Here is an 18190-nt window from a genome sequence, read left to right as displayed (position 1 = left end):
AGCTACTACAATAGATGTATATCCGAAAAGAGCAGGATCAGTTATGAAGCAGCCTGATGAGAAAACATTAGACATCGTCATTGCTTGGGTAGATGGCGCAGACCCTATACTCAAACAAAAGCGAGAACAGTATAAGCCAAGTAAAGAAGTGGCATCTGACGCCATAACTGACACGCGTTTCGCCAGTGACGATGAGATATACTATAATATTGCTTCTATCATCAAATATATGCCTTTTTGTCGCCATATATATATTGTCACAGATCAACAAAAGCCAGCGTTCATTGATGAGTTTGTTAAGCAAGGTATTTGCTCAGCAGATAAAATACGCATCGTTGATCATAAGGACATATTTTCCGGTTATGAGCAGTTTTTACCTACGTTCAATACCCGATCGATTGAATCGATGATATGGAATATTGATGAGCTATCTGATTACTTCGTTTATATGAACGATGATTTCTTTTTTAACCAACCAGTCAGAGTAGATGACTTTTTGGATGGTAGAAAGCTGAACATTCACGGCCACTGGCGTAAAAGTGCGGCATTAAGCGCTAAGCTTAATTTACGAAAATCTCGCTTTAAATTATTTGGAACACCGATTCAACCAAGGCATACTCTTGCCCAAATGCTAAGCGCCAAAATACTCGGTATGGATAAATTCTTTGAAATTCATCACTATCCTCATATCGTTGATCGGAACATATTGAAAGATTATTTGCTTAATCATCCTCAGCTGCTAACAGAACAAATTAGATATAAATTTAGAGACGTGGCTCAGGTGAATCCAATAACCCTGATGAATCATCTAAAAATTCAAAATAGTGAAGCAAATCTAAAACCCGATACCTCTGTCAACTATCTAAAAAATGAAAGTAGTGTCGATGATTTTATTACTGCTTTAGAAGATAAATCTATTAAGTACGGTTGTATCCAAAGCCTAGATCTTCTTGAACCAGACTCACACAAGAAAATCAGCCAAGCTATGAAGCATAAATTTTTCGCGTATCTCCCCACTTCTGTGACGGAGAACGCCAGCTATCTGAGCTGACACAGTATCGTAATTTTGAACCTTATTTAGCATAAACCAATTTTGGATTCGATCCATCAAAGCGTAAACATTACTTGGATATATTATGAAAATAGCAGTAGTAGGTACAGGCTACGTAGGCCTATCAAATGCAATGCTATTAGCACAGCACAACGAAGTCGTCGCTGTCGACATTGTTCCTGAAAAAATTAACTTATTGAATGCTAAGCAGTCGCCTATTGAAGATGAAGATATTGAAGATTTTTTCTCAAACAAAAATCTCAATTTTTCTGCGACACTTGATGCAGCGACAGCCTATGAAGGCGCTGATTTTATTATTGTGGCGACACCAACTGATTATGATGCCAAGACCAATTACTTCAATACATCAACGGTAGAGGCAGTAATTGAGCAAGTACTTTTGGTCAATCATCAAGCAACCATTATCATAAAGTCTACCGTACCAGTGGGATATACGGCAAGTATTAGAGAACGCTATACAACTGACCGTATCATCTTTTCACCCGAATTCTTGAGAGAAGGCAAGGCGCTGCATGATAACCTTTACCCTTCTCGAATCATTGTAGGTGAACAGTCAGAAAGAGCTCAATTGTTCGCTAACTTACTACTTGAAGGTGCCATCAAAAAGGACGTGCCGCTCCTGTTTGTAAAGCCTACTGAAGCTGAGGCGATTAAGTTGTTTTCTAATACTTATTTAGCGATGCGCGTGGCCTATTTTAATGAGCTTGATACTTACGCTCAAACATTTGGGCTCGAAACCAAACAGATCATAGAAGGTATTGGGTTAGACCCGCGTATTGGTGATCATTATAACAACCCCTCATTTGGCTATGGTGGCTACTGCTTGCCTAAAGATACCAAACAGCTATTGGCAAATTATGATGAGGTGCCAAGTAATCTAATAAAAGCCATTGTCGACTCTAATAGAACTCGTAAAGACTTTATCGCTGATAAGATTATTGAACGAAAACCAAAAATTGTAGGTATACACCGATTGGTTATGAAAAGCGGATCAGACAACTTTAGAGCATCTGCGATACAAGGCATCATGAAGCGCATCAAGGCAAAGGGGATTGAAGTCATTGTCTATGAACCTGTGTTGAAAGAAGACAATTTCTTTAACTCGCGGGTTATTCAGGATTTAGACACTTTCAAATCAATGAGTGATGTGATTGTCGCCAACCGCTTATCTGATGAGATAAAAGATATGGCGGACAAAGTATTTACTCGCGATTTATTTGGGAACGATTAATGAAAATTTTAGTCACTGGTGCGGCAGGCTTTATTGGTTTCCACTTAATCAAAGCATTATTGGAAACGGGCGTATCTGATAGCGAATATTCTATTGTTGGTATCGATAATATCAATGACTATTATGATGTGGATTTAAAAAAAGAGCGTTTAAGAATATTAGGTGAGATAGCATTGCCAGACAAATTTACGTTCATCAAGTTAGACCTTGCTGATCGCGAAGCCATGTCTGAGCTTTTTGCCACCCATCAATTCGATACCGTTGTTAATTTGGGCGCTCAAGCGGGCGTACGCTACTCTATCGAAAACCCAAATGCTTATATTGATTCAAACGTGGTTGGATTTGTTAATATCTTAGAAGGGTGTCGTCACCACGATATCAAGCACTTGATCTACGCTAGTTCGAGCTCCGTATATGGTATGAATATTAAGCAACCATTTACCACTGCGGATTGTGTTGATTTTCCTATCAGTTTATATGCAGCTACCAAGAAATCAAATGAGCTCATGGCACATAGCTATAGCCATTTATACAATATCCCTACCACAGGTCTGCGCTTTTTTACGGTTTACGGTCCTTATGGTCGACCAGATATGGCTTATTTTTCTTTTACTAAGAAAATTTTGGCGGGCGAACGCATCAACGTCTTCAATAATGGTGTTATGCAACGTGACTTTACGTATATTGATGATATCGTCAACGGCATTATTCGTATAATCAACAAAGCGCCCTCTCCTCAATACTCTACTATCACGACAGCAACCGCCCCCTACAAGATTTATAATATTGGTAACAATCAGCCAGTCACACTGCGCCGCTTCATTACTGCTATCGAAGACGCATGTGGCAAAAAAGCACAGGAAAACTTATTACCTATGCAAGCAGGTGATGTACCTATTACCTACGCAGATATAGATGAGTTGGTAGAGGATATTGGCTTCAAACCTGAAACCAGTATCGAAAAGGGTATCAAAAAATTTGTTGAATGGTACAAGCAATACTATTCAGTTTAAGCGAAAATATCTCATAAACTATTTTGGTATCAATTTTTTAGACAGACGTTTAAGCCCTAATTGCATCGTACTTGTTCAAAGGATTTTAGTGACATGGCTACACCTTCAAACTGGCAAAGAAAACTGCTATTGATATTTCTAAGTGAAAAAAGATTGAATGCGGGTAAGGTTGTCAAAAATTATTATGGTAAAAGCTTTGATGAGATGAAAACGACCATAATAACCGAGTCATTATGTGATACTGAAGCACTGACAAATGAGCGTAAAAGTACAGACTTAGAAACTCACTTAAACAACTTAAAGTATCAATCATTAGGAGAGTCTGAGCTCTGCTTTTATCACAATACGCTTATTATATTGATGCGGCGTAAATACAAAATAGACAAAACGTTTGCTGAATTTGAAAAACTTTGGGAGACAGAAAGCAACTATTTATTAGAGCATTTATCGCTACGCTGGATTGTTTCAGCTTGTGATACTTTTATCGACCATTCAAATGACCCTAGTAGAGCTGCAATTCTCATGAATGTCATTACTCTAATGAATACGTTGAGAGTGCATGAAACTAGACGTTTTTTACAGTTGAATACAGATTCTGAGTCATTGCCGCTAATAAAAGAAAAAACTGAAAAACTTTATGCTGGGGATCTGCCACTATATGAGGGGCTTACCTATTTTCGTATAGGTACAGACGATAGCTTAAGGAATATGCGTAAACGCTACAAAAAATTCATTAAAGTCGATAAATTAGCTACTACTATTCTACTAGCTGTATTTGAAAAGCTTCAAAACAATCAAAGTGCTTTTGCATTGATACGACAGCTACATAGAGATGACTGGTCTAAATGGTGGAGTGACTAAAAGTTATTTAGCTTTCCTTTATTCGTGTACAAAATCGATATACTTTTTGGCAACTGTAGTAGGGAGTAGTGCTTTATCAAATTTAGAAGAGAACCGCTCTGGATTGTTCATTGCTAAACTAAGTTTTTCAGCAATAGCATCTATATCTCTTATAGGCATCAAGTTATTTTTTGGTAAAAGCTCACTCGGGCCAGACTGACAATCAGTGCTAATGACGGGTGTACCAAGTGCTAATGACTCTGCAATCACTAAAGCAAATCCTTCTCTATCAGAAGTCAATACTTTAAATTTCGCATGTTTTATATAGGGGAAAGGATTGTCATGAAAACCTAAAAAGGTGACCTTTTCTTTCAAGCCCAGTTCTGTCACTAGCTCCTTCATACTATCTTTTAATTTACCTTTGCCCAAAAGAAGTAAGGGTAAAGACTGATCTGTCTTCGCATAAGCTCTTATGAGCACATCATGTCGTTTTGCTTCTTTAAAGCTACCAACATGGATAATATAGTTTTGAAATTCTGGAACAAATGCGTTAGCTAGTTTTTGAATGCTATCTCTGTCTATCGGATTATGAATGGTAGTTGTGGGCATTGTGCTGCCAAAAATCCCTATAAAATCTTCTTTCACACCGTTACTCACACATACACAACGATTTTTCGAATAAATACGAGCCAGTGCCGATTTTTTTTGATAGGCACTTACACTCTTATTTTTATGTAGTAGTGATAGCGTAGTATGGATAATATGAACAATGTTATCCATACGGCTATGACTTAACACACTATCTGCGCGATCTAGATTGGACAAAACAAGATCAGGCTTACCAATGTATTTTGAGACGTATCTATCCACCATGATTGAAAAGAATTTATCACGACGCTCTAGTTTTGGTATTAACTTATAACGCTTGAAATTAAGAAAATGATAGTTCAACTTTGGATTAATCTCGTACTATATTCTAGGCTTAAACCTTAGAATATGTACATCATAACCTAACTCATGAAAACCCTGACCCAATGTCAATACAACACGTTCAGCACCACCACCTTGCAGACAATTAATGACCAAAAGTACTATCTTTTTATCTTCTTTAGCTGCTTTTTTTCTTGTTTTAATCACACTATTAATCATTTTAAATTTTCTTAGCAACGAATATTTTGGTTATAAAAATAGCTGAGACTATTGAGTAGTCATACCGACTTGTTCAGTGAACTCTACATATTTTGCTGCTATTTTAACTGGTAGTAACGATTCATCGAATGGCGCATGAAACGCTTGCGGATTATTCATAGCCTGACGCATTTTTTTGGCAATGGCATCAACATCGTCCATTGGCATTAAATTATGTTCAGGCAATAACTCACTTGGACCTGATGGACATTTGGTACTGATAACAGGCGTACCTAGTACAAGAGCTTCAGCAATAACCAAGGCAAACCCTTCCCAATCAGAGGTCAATATTTTGAACTGCGCATGCTTGATATAAGGGAAAGGGTTATCTCGAAAACCTAAAAATATGACTTTGTCTGTTAGATTCAACTCTGTCACTAGCTCCTCTATCTCACTTTTGTGCTTGCCTTGACCTAAGAGTAATAACGGCATAGATTGATCTGTTTTTGCGTAGGCCTTTACCAATACATCATGGCGCTTGGCATCCTTAAAGCTACCGACATGAATGATATAGTTTTGATATTCAGGGACAAAAGCATCAGCCTGTTGTTGAATACTGTCTTTATCAATTGGATTATGAATGGCAGTGGTTGGCGTGATGTGACCAAAGCTCTTGATAAAATCTTTTTGAGCGCCCTCACTTACACAAACACACGGATGCTGAGCATATATCTCCACCATTCTTTGCTTCAGTTGCTCAGCATCATGATTTTTATTAAACTTGTAGAGTAGTGATACTGTGTTATGAATAATATAGGTGATATTAGGCAGTTTGCTGCTACTTAAGATACTATCCGCACGATCTAGATTGGACAGTATGATGTCAGGCTGGCCGATATGTTGCAAAACGTATTTATCAACAGCGCGTGCAAAAATGCTATCACGCCTTTGTGCGCCCGGTATCAGTTTGTAGGGCTTAAACTTTAGTACATGATAATTAAGGTTTTGGCTCAAATCGTACTGTACTAGTGGCTTGAATCTCAGAATATGCACTTCATACCCTAATTCATAAAACCCTTGCCCCAATGTCAATACAACACGTTCAGCACCGCCGCCTTGTAAACAATTAATAACGAGTAACGCTATTTTTTTATGCTGCTTCATAAATGATAACCTATGGAGTAGATCTTTGTATTCTTAAAAGAAATTATCACTGTTTCACTAAAAAACTAGCGTTTGAACAGCTTCGAAAAAAACGATTTGGAAGCCTTTGGACGAGTCACTTTATTGCCAATATATCCTTGTTGCGACTTCTTTGGAAAACTTCCAAAAGGCTCAATTCGATAGTTTTCTAGATCATATCCAGCAGCAAGTGCCTCATTATAATACTCATCAAAAAGGTCGACCAAGTCTTGTCTTGGATGTGGCATCACTTCGCCATCAAACCAATGCTCGATCCCCTCCTCGCTTACTCTAGGCAATGCATATTTATGACTGAATTGCGTACCCATATCTGAATAGTGCAATATTTTCATTTCTTCGACTGCTAAGCTTTCACCATCTATACAGTTATAACTGTTTTGATAAGGCTCAATGAGCTGTTTATTTTTTTTGAATACAGCCATCATCTCTTTATGGCTTTTGGGATCTTTCCTAAGCTTTTGTACTGGCAGAACAATGTTCTTTGCAGCGTCACAGTCCCATACGCACGTGCATAATCGTGTCATGTCAGCATTTGTCTTAGCCGCTACTATAGACTGCCCTTCGATAGGATGTTCCCACAGCTTCACTAAATCATCTAGAATAACAACATCAGCATCCATATAGATCGCGCGACCAGAGTAATTGCAATACTCCGGAATTGCCCATCTAAAACCAGAGAAAGGTGTTGACCATTTGGTAGTATCCCAGCCTTTACCTGTCTCAGGATTTGAATACCAGTAGCTATTAGGGTCGCGCGATAACTGCATCCACACTATTTCCACTGGTATGCTGGTGTGTTTATGAATACTATAATCTAGAACCATCATCTGCTCTAAATCACAGTTATTTGGATCGCAGCCAACAAAGACTCTGATGGTATCAGTTGTTTTCATAATTCTATCCATTCACTGGGTAATGTCTCTATCCTTATAAATATAAGGATAGAAAACATCAATACTAATATCTGCTAAGACAATAATAACTACAAAGTTAAACTTACTCTTTCCAGTATTTCTCAATCCAACCTACTGGCAAGATAAAATGGCGCAAATGGCGCAATGGGCGTTTCAAGTTTTTAGGCTCAGTGAGTTTTCTTAGATGGTCTTTAGCATTGTTGGCAGCGTTTTTATTGTATTTGCCTTCAATAGCATGCGTAGGATACAAATCACCTGGAAAAATGACAATACGAGCGCCTTTAGGAATCTTCGGTTCTTTAATGTAGTTAAGCGGAAATGGTTGGCGACATTTACGTCTAAAGTGTGCCACCCAAGCTTTTGGAAATAGTTTTACACCGCCTGGTGCATTGCGAGTGACAAAACGCTGCTCAAAACGATATTCATCAGCGATACCTTGTGGATCAGCTTTGAATTTCTCTTGGAGTGAAACAAGTGACCCTATCTGAAATCTAAAGCAAGAGGTCTGCCCTAAGCGCTCTAGTGGATTACTTGGATTGTAAGACAAGATGACGTCATCTGGCTCGCCATATTCGAAAAAAGGATCCAGACTATCAACTATAATCACATCCAAATCTACAAATAATACGGTCCCTGTCAAATCACCAAGCTTTTCACCCCACAAGCGAGATTTTGGCCATTTTCCCAATGTATTGGTTGGCATAGTGACATCTAACGGTGGTAACTCTTGACATTCAATTTCTGGACGTACGTCAGTCGTATCATCGGTAAAACATACGAAGCGAAACGGTGGCGTAATATTACGAGATACCATACCATATAGTTTATTGGCGTAATCAGCACCGTATTTCGTACCCCATTTGATACAAATAATTTGTTTGATATTTTTATTATCGGCTGCACTAGAATCTATTGGCATTGACTGCTCACTTTGATCGTATGAATAAATATGATGGCTATATTAGCATAAAAAAAAGACTGAACAATTATGTTCAGCCTTTTTGATCTTTAAAGTAACGGCATTGTTAATCAATAAAGCTTAACCAGTCCATATATTTCTCATTGCGACCGTGTACCACATCAAAGTATAAGGTCTGCAACTTTTCAGTGATTTCCCCGCGGCCACCATTACCGATGATACGATCATCATATTCACGGATAGGTGTAACTTCAGCAGCAGTACCTGTCATAAATATCTCGTCAGCTAAGTAGAACTCGTCACGAGTGATACGACGTTCGATGACATTGATACCTAGATCAGCCGCGAACTGCAAGATAGTACGACGAGTGATACCATCTAACGCGCCACCTGATAGGTCAGGCGTATGTAACTCACCATTTTTTACCAAGAATAAGTTCTCGCCTGCGCCCTGACATACAAACCCTTGTGGGTCCATCAAGATAGCTTCATCGTAGCCATTACGCGTTACTTCTTGGTTGGCCATGATAGACACAGGATAATTACTAGACGCTTTAGCCTTACACATAGTCACGTTTGGCATGTGATGCGTATAAGATGAAGTCTTTACACGAATACCATTTTTGATGCCCTCTTCGCCAAGATAAGCACCCCAATGCCAAGCAGCAACCATTGCATTGATACTGTTGTCACGTGAAGACAAGCCAAGTTTTTCTGCACCTACCCAAATGAGCGGACGAATATAGGCTTCTTCCAAATTGTTTTGCTTGACCACATCCTTATGTGCTTGCTCTAGAGTGGCAGCATCAAAAGGTACGTCCATTTGAAAAATTTTGGCTGAGCCAAGGAGACGCTCAGTATGTTCTTTTAAGCGGAAAATAGCAGTACGATTATCAGCTGTTTGGTAAGCGCGTACACCCTCAAAAACAGCCATACCGTAATGCAAGCTATGTGTAAGCACATGAACTTTAGCATCTGGCTGTTCGATCATCGTGCCATTCATCCAAAGCTTACCATCTTGTGTTGCCATATTCATTTTATTGTCCTTATGCTAGCACTGATGTCTAACTTTTTTAGGTAGGTTTTATTTAACAGTATTGATCAACATCGTATGATAACACCGCAGCGTCAATTTTTATTGCCTAAACAACAGCTTCATTATAACGAACGACTGACAGTATCATGATGATGTTTGATCGATTATATCACTGGCCGCATTAGCAAATGAAATCTTTTGGTTTGGCATTATATGGTTTTTCATTATATCGTGCCTAGCTACCGTTTCTGTCCATAGTTTTTATTCATCGCTTTTATGCATAGTAGCGCATTACAGTTTAAGCGTCTCTTGAACTATCGGCAAGACCTTAATCATACGAGTTTCGATATTACTCGTCGTCTGTCTCCACGCCCATGAGATGCTGCCACTGTGACTGTACCAAAGCTCGCGTCTCCTGCCATAGCGACTCATTAACGAGTAAAGACTGCTCTGATAGTGCCAACTGATGCGTAGCAGCACGTATCCTTAGATAGGCATCGGTCAAATCTTGACAAACCTGATTATCCCAAATACCAAGCAAAGCCACTTCTTCAAAAATTCGCACATTATCGCTCCATTTGGCCAAACTCGGATATTCGTGCGAGTAAGCCAATACAGCAAACTGTGCTAAAAACTCAATATCTACAATACCGCCTGCATCTTGCTTGAGATGAAATTTGGCGGCCTCCCTTTGCCACTGCTTCGTACCAAGATGCTTTTGCATTTTGATACGCATACTAGTGACTTCACTACGCACTTGATCCAGTGTCCGAGGTAGTGACAGTACGTCGCGGCGAATATCACAGAAGCGGGCGGTGACACGCTTATCTCCGCAGATTGCGCGAGCACGTACCAGCGCTTGATGCTCCCATGACCATGCTTTGTCAATTTGATAGGTTTCAAAAGCATGACAAGACACCACCATCATGCCAGCATTGCCTGAAGGCCGCAGACGCATGTCAATCTCATAGGCACGTCCATCACGTGTTTGAGTATTGAGATAGTTCATCAGCTTTTGTACCAGACGCGCGGCAAACTTCATACCACTGACTGACTTCTCACCAGTGGTCATGCCCTGCTCTTTTATTTTGTGTAAGAATACCAAGTCCAAATCTGAAGAATACGACAGTTCTAAGCCACCAAGCTTGCCATAACCGATAATCGCAAAGCCGCAGTCCGCTTCAGTTACCGGATCGCCATCTTGACCAATAGGATATCCATAACGGTTAACAATCTCTGCAAAAGCGCGCTCTAATGCTGCTTCTAGCACTACCTCAGCGATGTAAGTTAATGAGTCTGATACCTTCATGATTGGGCGTTCAGCCAATACATCACTAGCAGCGACAGCCAAAACTTGGTTCTTTTTGAATAGTCGCAGGACGGTCAACAGCTCTTCTTCATCATTTGGTTCAACGCGCAATAGCTGTTGGCGCAGGATATCACGCAGCTCAGGTTTTTCTGGCAGATGGCGATAACGCTGCTGTAAGAAAGTATCCAATAACACAGGATACTGAGCCAACTCTTTTGCAATCCACGGACTAGCAGATAGCATTGGAATCAGCTCAATCGTTGCGTTTGGGTTTTCAGCAATCATAACCAAGTAGATAGAACGACGACATATCGCTTCAAGCAGTGAAACCAATCGCGGTAAAGCAGCGTTGGCAAGTTGCTGTTGTTCTTGATGCGCTAACAATGCATGAACGATAACAGGATATGCGTCATCTAAACGCTCTCTCGCCTCCTCACTTAAGTTTGCCACCATTTTTGATTGCCAGAAGTTCTGTAGTAACTCGCGATTTTCTTCTGTTAATACCTCATTTAAACGGGCAATTTGCTCCTCTAAATGCTCTGGCTCCAAATCAGTATCTTCGTTGTCGGGTACTTGACGCTCAGTGACCATACGCTCAAACGGTACATTGACACTCTCACGATGACGATTAAGTTGGTCTAATAAGGCACTCCAACTTTCAAAATTCAGCGTCACTGCCAAATTGTCTTGCCACTGCTCATCATGTGGTAAGCGCTGGGTCTGCTGATCGTTAATTGCTTGAATAGCATGTTCAAGCCGGCGTAAGAACCGATATGCGGCCTGCAGCTGCTCATAAGTTGAATGCTCTAGGTAGCCGAGTTCGCACAATACTTGCATCGCTTGCAGGCAAGGTTTGATTTGTAGCTGTGGATGCCGCCCGCCATAGATCAGCTGAAAGGCTTGTACGATAAACTCAATATCTCTGATGCCGCCAGCACCAAGCTTGATATTATCTAAATCTTCACGTTGTGCAACTTGGTTTTGAATAAGAGACTTCATCTCTCTCAATGCCGAAAATGCACTATAGTCCACGTAATAACGAAAAACAAACGGCTTAATCAACGCTTGTATCTCATCATAAAATGGTTGGTCTATTTGTCCGACCACGCGCGCTTTTAACCATGCAAAACGCTCCCATGCACGCCCATGCATCGTAAAGTATTTTTGTAATGCGGACAGATGAATGGCCAAATCACTGCCATCACCCCAGGGTCGCAGTCGCATATCTACTCGAAAAACAAAACCATCAGCGGTCTTATTATCAAGTAGCTTAATGATGCCTTGACCCAACCTATTCATAAAACGTTTGTTGTCTACGCTGCGTGTGCCTTTTGCTTTGTTTCCATTGGTTTCGCCGCGTGCTTGATGCACGAAAATAAGATCAATATCACTTGATAAGTTCAGCTCTTGTGCACCGAGCTTACCCATGGCCATAATCGCCATATCATCAATCTGTACATTGCCTTGCGCATTGATAAAGGTTGGCTCACCATACTTAGCAGCCAAGTGTTGATAGGTATAGTCTTTAGCAAAGGAGATACAGCCATCTGCAAACTCAGACAACTCATCCGTCAGTTGTTCAAGACTGATCGTCTGCAAGGCATCTTGCCAAATCCAACGCATCATCAGTAGCGTCCGCAAGTGACGCAGACCACTCATGACCTTGGCCTCATCAGCGAGTTGATAGTTTTCATCTAGTGTATAATCTTGTATTAGATCATCGATTTGCTGGCGGGTTAACGTACTGTTCAATGGGTAACTACGCAAAAATGTCTGACATGAAACGGTCCGACTTTCCCAAATTTGATAAGCGAACTCACTCGCTATTTCTAGGACTTGCAGTTGTTCTACGGTAGGCTGATAATCTGTACCATTGTTAACACGTGAGGGCATAGCAGGTAACATATTGACAAAAACTCCTTACATAGAATGGTAAGATTACGTGAACCTAGCTCATAAGTTTATTGTTTTTTCTTACGAGGCAGTCACAGCATCAAGCAATAATACTCAGTGTGCCTACACTTGAGATAAAACCACGTTAAATAACAGTGATTCTATTTGGTTTGCGGCGCTTTATGTTAGCATAAACATCTTTGATAGAAACGACTCACCTCTCTTTTATGACATAACCATATTTGATGTGACAGTATGATCCGCTGTACGTCGTGTTATCAGTATAAATTCTGTTTTCTGCCACGAAAATCTACACACAAGCGCTATAATAATAACGACCAAATTACTTTATAAAAAGTATTTATAGCAATTTGGCCATAATTTTTAAATTCTTATTTACAATATGTGATACTGCGCCTTATGACAACCACTACCCCGTTACTACTGATTACTGCTGATCCTAGTCATCCATTGGCACATTTAGCGTTACGCTACGCACGCGCTTACTTAGAGAACGCAGCGAATAGTCATAATATTAATGACACTGACACTAATAGTACAGGCAGCAGTGATAACGCTACCACTGAACAGCCCCTACTCAATATCTTTTTTTATGGCGATTCGGCTCATATAGCCAATCGATTGCGTTGGCAGTCAGCCGATCAACTAGACCTGACCAAAGAGTGGCAGTCTTTGGCTGAACAGTATCAATTATCACTACCTGTCTGTGTCAGCACAGCACTTAGCCGCGGTGTGAGTGATGTAGACAACAGCACACGCCATCAGCTCGACGGTGCCAATCTTGCGACAGGGTTTACGTTAGTGGGACTCAGTGAGCTTGCAATGATGATGCAGGATAACTGTCGTTTGATACAGTTTTGATAGCGTGTCGTTTGATAGTTTGTCTATTGAGATCACTAGTAGTAGTAAATATTTTTAGGAAAAAATTATGAGATTATTAATTCAGCTGCACACGCCCACTGAAGCAGCAAGCTACGAAGGCTGTGCGCTGGCGCTAACGTTAGCGACATTTGGTCATGAGGTGCAACTGTTCTTAGATGCGCCAGTCTTTGGATTATTGATGCAATCTGACTCGCGGCTGCATGGTATGATTCAATCACTTGAGCTTTACGATATGCCCGCAGCTTGGCTACCCGATGACGTCTTTAGCGGCTGGGTCACTGGTATGTTGCCGACAGATCTGGCATCACAGCTCACATTCATACCAGAAGTCATTAACTCACAAGAGTTCGAACAGATACTCACCTTTTAAATTACTACATAGCTTAGACTTATAAAATAATAAAGCACGTAATCGGACACCTTTATGGCAACTTTATATCAATTGCATAGCACGATGGATTCCCTTAGACGTAGCACTGAAGAGATGTCTCGCACTTGGCGCACAGGCGACAGTATACTCTTGCTTGGCAGCACTCCTGCTTTTCTTGATTGGTTCAGTGCTTACTTAAATGATAGCGATATGGATGGTATTGCTGGTATTTACGCATTAGCCGATGACATCGCACAGCTCACACCAAATACAACTGGTAAACTTGATTTAGAGACTAAGTTGACTGCTATCTTAACAGACGCAGAATGGGTTAATCTGACTCAGAGCAGTCAGTTTAACAAAGTGGTGACAATTGCCTTATGAGTAATGACATGACCACTCACAACGCTGCATTATCGGCGGCTGATATCGAATTAGATCAAGACGGCCATCTATGTGACCATACGATTTGGACGCCTGTTATCGCGCAGCAATTGGCAGACACACTAGAGGTCAATCTGAGCGATGAGCATTTAGAAATCTTGCTACAAGTGCGCGCGTTTTTTGATAAATTCAATCACGCGCCAGCAACCCGTCCATTAATCAAATGGCTACAAAAGACTTTGCCAGAATTAGATATTAGCAATCAAAAACTGCAGCAGCTGTTTAATACAGGTTTGGTTGCACGTCATGTCAACCGTTTGGCAGGCTTACCCAAGCCCCCAAACTGTTTATAAGTGATTTATAAGCAATAAGACACACTAGATATCATGCTAAATAATCAGTATAAGTGAATGAGCAGTATCTAATACTTCACTGCTCATTGAGTACGCAAATACTTTTAAGTCCATCGCTACTGTCTTATTAAACGTCTATTTTGGGTCATAGACTGTCAATGTCTCGTATCCGACACTACGACCTTCATCGCCTGAAAATCCTTGCTGTCTCCATATCTCGTACAAACAGATAGCAACGCTATTTGATAAATTCAAACTACGTGAGTCAGCTAACATGGGTAGTCTGAGCCAATTGTCAGCACCAATATCTTCACGTATATCATCTGCCAAACCTGCTGTCTCAGAACCGAATACTAGCGCAATATTGGGCATAGCGGCCTTATCAGATGCTTCAGAGTCTAAGTGTTTACCAAAGTCATAATCGTAAAACGGTTTACTCAGCTTGGTCGTCAATGCCGTTACGACATTGCAGTCAGCGGCTTGTAATGCTTGCCTTGCGGCCGTCCAATCTTCATGCACTTGTAAATGAGCATATTCATGATAATCGAGACCTGCACGGCGTAGCTTTTTATCATCAAGCTCAAACCCCAATGGCCTGACCAAATGCAGCTGTGCGCCGCTATTGGCACACAGTCGAATAATATTACCAGTATTACTTGGCATCTTTGGTGCTACTAGCACGATATGAATGGTCATACTTACTCCACAAATATTCAACGCTCTATTATTTAAATTTATGAGCGGTAGGTAATCGAAAGTTACAGTTTACTGCCAATAATTACATTTTGATACTGTGCAGCGTTTTTAACTTTCACTATGATGTCTGTAACGGATAACGCGATAGCACTTACGTGTGACTGTCTTATCCAATACCCCTTCAGTGACGCTTGAGCACGATGCTTGGCATCACTGTTGTTACTTATAACCATTCACTTATTTTTGAGGATACTATTATGAAAAAAGTAATCATCGCATCTTTAACCGCTATGTTTGTTTTAACTGGTTGCAACACGTTTAAAGGCCTTGGTCAAGACGTATCAAGCGCTGGAAACGCTGTAACTGGCGGCGCACAAGACGTACAAGATAAAATCTAAGGTTTGATTTTTTTAGATTTTGAAAAGGGCTTATCATTTGTTTGATAAGCCTTTTTTATATTCTCAATTCGCTGCTATTCACCTATCATCCAAGTGCCGTTTTATAAAAATGCGCGTAATATTTGATTGAGATAACGCTGCCCTAATACAGTCGGTTGCAACTGCGTATCACTATCTACCAACAATCCTTGTTTGACTAAACTATTTACTTGTTCAATAACACTATCGAGCGCTAATCCAGTTCTCTTTTCAAACATCGACCAAGCGACGCCGCCATGTAAACGCAGCGCGTTTAGCATAAACTCGCTCACCAACTCTTCTTGATTAATCGCTTGCCAGCCAACCATTTTTGGCGTAGCTTGGTGTATATCAGACTTCTCTATGGTGTCTGTTCTCACCACTACATAATCTTTTGGCAAACGCGATTTGCTGAAACGATAGATACCTGATGCTACTAATAGGTCATCTTCATTTCTACCTTTTGATGCTAAAAAATCACTATCGATACCGTTGTTACGACCAATCGTTACTTTACCATGAGCTCCTGCGCCGATTGCTAGATAGTCGCCAAATTGCCAATAGTTGATATTATGACGGCATGGTTTGTCCAACGCACCAGCCCAAGCAGATACCTCATAGTTGCTATAACCTAGTTGCTGCAATAACGCTTGACCTGCTTTTTCAATATCCGCCAAATTGTCTTCATCGGGTAAAATTGGCTGACTGCGGTAAAATACGGTATTTGGCTCAATGGTCAGTTGATACCAAGAAATATGCGTTGCGCCTGCATCATGTGCCATTTGAATATCTGTTAGCGCTTCATTCATGGTTTGCTGCGGTAGACCATGCATCAAATCAACGTTAATCCGCTGAAAACCAGCCGCTTTGGCAGCTCGAATCGCTGATAACGCTTGCACAGGATCATGGATACGTCCAAGTACTTTAAGCTTATCAGCGGCAAAGCTCTGTACGCCAATAGACAGACGATTGATACCAACCTCTAAATATTGAGCGAATGGCGCATGCTCAAGCGTGCCGGGGTTCGCCTCCATCGTGACTTCGATGTCTGCTGCAAATTCAAAACATGTACGTAAACCAGTAAACAATCGCTGATACTGAGCAATAGGCAGCAACGACGGCGTGCCACCACCGATAAATATCGAACCTATCTTTCGGCCCTGAGTTAAAGGTTGCTGCATCGCGGCGTCTAACAGTAATGCATCGACGTATTCCTCATACATAGATAGCTCGCTATCCATCGGTAGCTCATGCGAATTAAAATCGCAATAAGGACACTTCTTTACACACCACGGAATGTGAATGTAAAGAGACAATGGAATGTCGGTTACATCTATCGCGATAGTATCTGTCTGTGGTTCAGTAAGACTTAACGTCTCAAGGTCATTTGGCATACTGTCTGTATTCACTTTGGGCATAAATAAACTTATTTTATAGTAAGCAATAATGGTCGGTATCAAAAATAACGCTAGGATAGCGATTAGATGAGATAAAGAAAAGCCTATCTATCATAAATCTATTAACAAAAACACGTATAAATGCCCTATTCACCATGGCAACTTAGGAGCAGTATATAGAGGCCTTCTTAAAACAGACACTATTAAAAATATGTTTGAGAGTAAATTAATAGGAACTAACCCTAGTAAATTTAAGAACGAATTGAAGAATAAATAAAGAATCAAAGGACAGATATATGGCGTATTGGTTAATGAAATCCAACCCTAAATTTTTTGGTATTGAAGATTTGCAGCGTTTGGGCACCGATGGTTGGGACGGCGTTCGTAACTATCGTGCGCGTAATTTTATGCGCGACGATATGAAAGTTGGTGATAAGGTATTCTTTTATCACTCTAGCGCCAAGCCATCTGGAGTCGCTGGTATCATGACAGTCACTACAGCAGGGTATCCTGATCCTACTCAGTTTCACCCTGAGCATCGTCATTATGATCCTATTGCGACGGAAGAGGAACCTCGCTGGTATATGGTAGATCTTACGTTTGAACAAGCTTTTACAGAAGTATTACCATTATCAGAGCTAAAGTTTTTACCCGCTTTGGAAGACTCATTACTGCTAAGAAAAGGTTGTCAGCAATTAACAGTGATTCCATTAGAACCCAAACATTGGCGAGCGATTATGAATATGGCAGAGACACTTGAGTTGTTGCCGGAGTAAACTTGTTAAGTCACCTATTGGCTATTGCTTATCGGCTATGAAATAGAGTACAAAAAACCTAAGATTAATACCTTTATAGCGGCGCTAAAACGTTGACATCATAGTGTGGCTTCTTTACCATCTTACTATGTATATGACCTGTCAATCCATTATTTGGATCGGCGGGTTATTTTTATTTTAGTGTCTTTACTTTTATTTTCATACTCTACCTATATAAGCTTGCTCATCTTGTTTATCGGAGTATTATCGTCGGCACTAACCTCTCCTTACTGCATCAATATTAATCGATTGATATCAGTGTTTGTTTATTAATAACAACTACTTTAATAACACTTAC

General features: G+C 40.4%; 19 protein-coding genes. 10 read left to right on the top strand and 9 right to left on the bottom strand.

What is annotated here, in order from left to right; genetic code table 11:
- Positions 1-43 precede the first annotated feature (43 nt).
- The 4 genes from ACT3QR_RS02155 (at position 44) to ACT3QR_RS02140 (ending at position 4177) form a co-directional block, all read left to right on the top strand.
- Positions 44-1051 (top strand): capsular polysaccharide biosynthesis protein, encoded by a 1008-nt coding sequence (locus ACT3QR_RS02155; RefSeq protein WP_444519741.1) that lies wholly within the window; start codon positions 44-46, stop codon positions 1049-1051.
- Between the two features lie 85 nt (positions 1052-1136).
- Complete coding sequence (locus ACT3QR_RS02150; protein WP_444519740.1) at positions 1137-2303, top strand: nucleotide sugar dehydrogenase; 1167 nt, start codon at positions 1137-1139, stop codon at positions 2301-2303.
- Positions 2303-3316: an NAD-dependent epimerase gene (locus ACT3QR_RS02145; RefSeq protein WP_444519739.1), complete on the top strand. Its 1014-nt coding sequence runs from the start codon at positions 2303-2305 to the stop codon at positions 3314-3316. The genes ACT3QR_RS02150 and ACT3QR_RS02145 overlap by 1 nt, the downstream gene beginning before the upstream one ends.
- Positions 3317-3409: 93 nt before the next feature.
- Positions 3410-4177: a hypothetical protein gene (locus tag ACT3QR_RS02140; RefSeq protein ID WP_444519738.1), complete on the top strand. Its 768-nt coding sequence runs from the start codon at positions 3410-3412 to the stop codon at positions 4175-4177.
- An 18-nt stretch (positions 4178-4195) separates the two neighbouring features.
- Here ACT3QR_RS02140 and ACT3QR_RS02135 read toward each other — a convergent pair whose 3' ends face one another.
- From ACT3QR_RS02135 to glnE, 7 genes are all read right to left on the bottom strand, one after another.
- Complete coding sequence (locus ACT3QR_RS02135; protein WP_444519737.1) at positions 4196-4936, bottom strand: glycosyltransferase; 741 nt, start codon at positions 4934-4936, stop codon at positions 4196-4198.
- Between the two features lie 189 nt (positions 4937-5125).
- Positions 5126-5305, bottom strand: coding sequence for a hypothetical protein (locus ACT3QR_RS02130; protein ID WP_444519736.1), 180 nt, complete (start codon positions 5303-5305; stop codon positions 5126-5128).
- A gap of 48 nt (positions 5306-5353) precedes the next feature.
- Entirely contained in the window at positions 5354-6448 is a 1095-nt protein-coding gene (locus ACT3QR_RS02125; RefSeq protein WP_444519735.1) for a glycosyltransferase, read from the bottom strand.
- A 65-nt stretch (positions 6449-6513) separates the two neighbouring features.
- Positions 6514-7380, bottom strand: coding sequence for a glycosyltransferase (locus ACT3QR_RS02120; protein WP_444519734.1), 867 nt, complete (start codon positions 7378-7380; stop codon positions 6514-6516).
- A gap of 103 nt (positions 7381-7483) precedes the next feature.
- A complete protein-coding gene (locus tag ACT3QR_RS02115; protein ID WP_444519733.1) occupies positions 7484-8320 on the bottom strand; it encodes a glycosyl transferase in 837 nt (278 codons plus the stop codon).
- A 106-nt stretch (positions 8321-8426) separates the two neighbouring features.
- Positions 8427-9356: a branched-chain amino acid transaminase gene (locus ACT3QR_RS02110; RefSeq protein WP_444519732.1), complete on the bottom strand. Its 930-nt coding sequence runs from the start codon at positions 9354-9356 to the stop codon at positions 8427-8429.
- Between the two features lie 349 nt (positions 9357-9705).
- Positions 9706-12570: a bifunctional [glutamate--ammonia ligase]-adenylyl-L-tyrosine phosphorylase/[glutamate--ammonia-ligase] adenylyltransferase gene (glnE, locus tag ACT3QR_RS02105; protein WP_444519731.1), complete on the bottom strand. Its 2865-nt coding sequence runs from the start codon at positions 12568-12570 to the stop codon at positions 9706-9708.
- A 408-nt stretch (positions 12571-12978) separates the two neighbouring features.
- On the opposite strand from glnE, the gene tusD reads away from it, so the two are divergent.
- From tusD to ACT3QR_RS02085, 4 genes are all read left to right on the top strand, one after another.
- The gene (gene tusD, locus ACT3QR_RS02100) at positions 12979-13440 is read left to right on the top strand and encodes a sulfurtransferase complex subunit TusD (protein ID WP_444519730.1); all 462 of its coding nucleotides are present in this window, start codon (positions 12979-12981) and stop codon (positions 13438-13440) included.
- Positions 13441-13507: 67 nt separating this feature from the next.
- On the top strand, positions 13508-13831 hold the full coding sequence (locus ACT3QR_RS02095) for a hypothetical protein (protein WP_444519729.1): 324 nt from the start codon (positions 13508-13510) through the stop codon (positions 13829-13831).
- A gap of 54 nt (positions 13832-13885) precedes the next feature.
- Positions 13886-14215 carry a hypothetical protein gene (locus ACT3QR_RS02090; RefSeq protein ID WP_444519728.1) on the top strand — a complete coding sequence of 110 codons (330 nt, stop codon included), beginning with the start codon at positions 13886-13888 and terminating at the stop codon, positions 14213-14215.
- An 8-nt stretch (positions 14216-14223) separates the two neighbouring features.
- Positions 14224-14568 carry a TusE/DsrC/DsvC family sulfur relay protein gene (locus tag ACT3QR_RS02085; protein WP_444519727.1) on the top strand — a complete coding sequence of 115 codons (345 nt, stop codon included), beginning with the start codon at positions 14224-14226 and terminating at the stop codon, positions 14566-14568.
- Positions 14569-14703: 135 nt separating this feature from the next.
- Here ACT3QR_RS02085 and ACT3QR_RS02080 read toward each other — a convergent pair whose 3' ends face one another.
- Entirely contained in the window at positions 14704-15264 is a 561-nt protein-coding gene (locus ACT3QR_RS02080) for a tRNA (cytidine(34)-2'-O)-methyltransferase (RefSeq protein ID WP_444519726.1), read from the bottom strand.
- A gap of 257 nt (positions 15265-15521) precedes the next feature.
- On the opposite strand from ACT3QR_RS02080, the gene ACT3QR_RS02075 reads away from it, so the two are divergent.
- Entirely contained in the window at positions 15522-15662 is a 141-nt protein-coding gene (locus tag ACT3QR_RS02075) for an entericidin A/B family lipoprotein (RefSeq protein WP_101204419.1), read from the top strand.
- Between the two features lie 101 nt (positions 15663-15763).
- Here the strand turns inward: ACT3QR_RS02075 and hemW are convergent, their stop codons facing one another.
- Positions 15764-17074, bottom strand: coding sequence for a radical SAM family heme chaperone HemW (hemW, locus tag ACT3QR_RS02070; RefSeq protein WP_444519849.1), 1311 nt, complete (start codon positions 17072-17074; stop codon positions 15764-15766).
- A gap of 299 nt (positions 17075-17373) precedes the next feature.
- On the opposite strand from hemW, the gene ACT3QR_RS02065 reads away from it, so the two are divergent.
- Positions 17374-17853, top strand: coding sequence for an EVE domain-containing protein (locus ACT3QR_RS02065; RefSeq protein WP_444519725.1), 480 nt, complete (start codon positions 17374-17376; stop codon positions 17851-17853).
- Positions 17854-18190 lie beyond the last annotated feature (337 nt).

This window comes from Psychrobacter sp. AOP7-B1-25 (assembly GCF_052376195.1).
Lineage (GTDB): Bacteria > Pseudomonadota > Gammaproteobacteria > Pseudomonadales > Moraxellaceae > Psychrobacter.
Note: the sequence above shows the minus strand (reverse complement) of the source record. Positions and strands in the feature narration are given on the sequence as shown.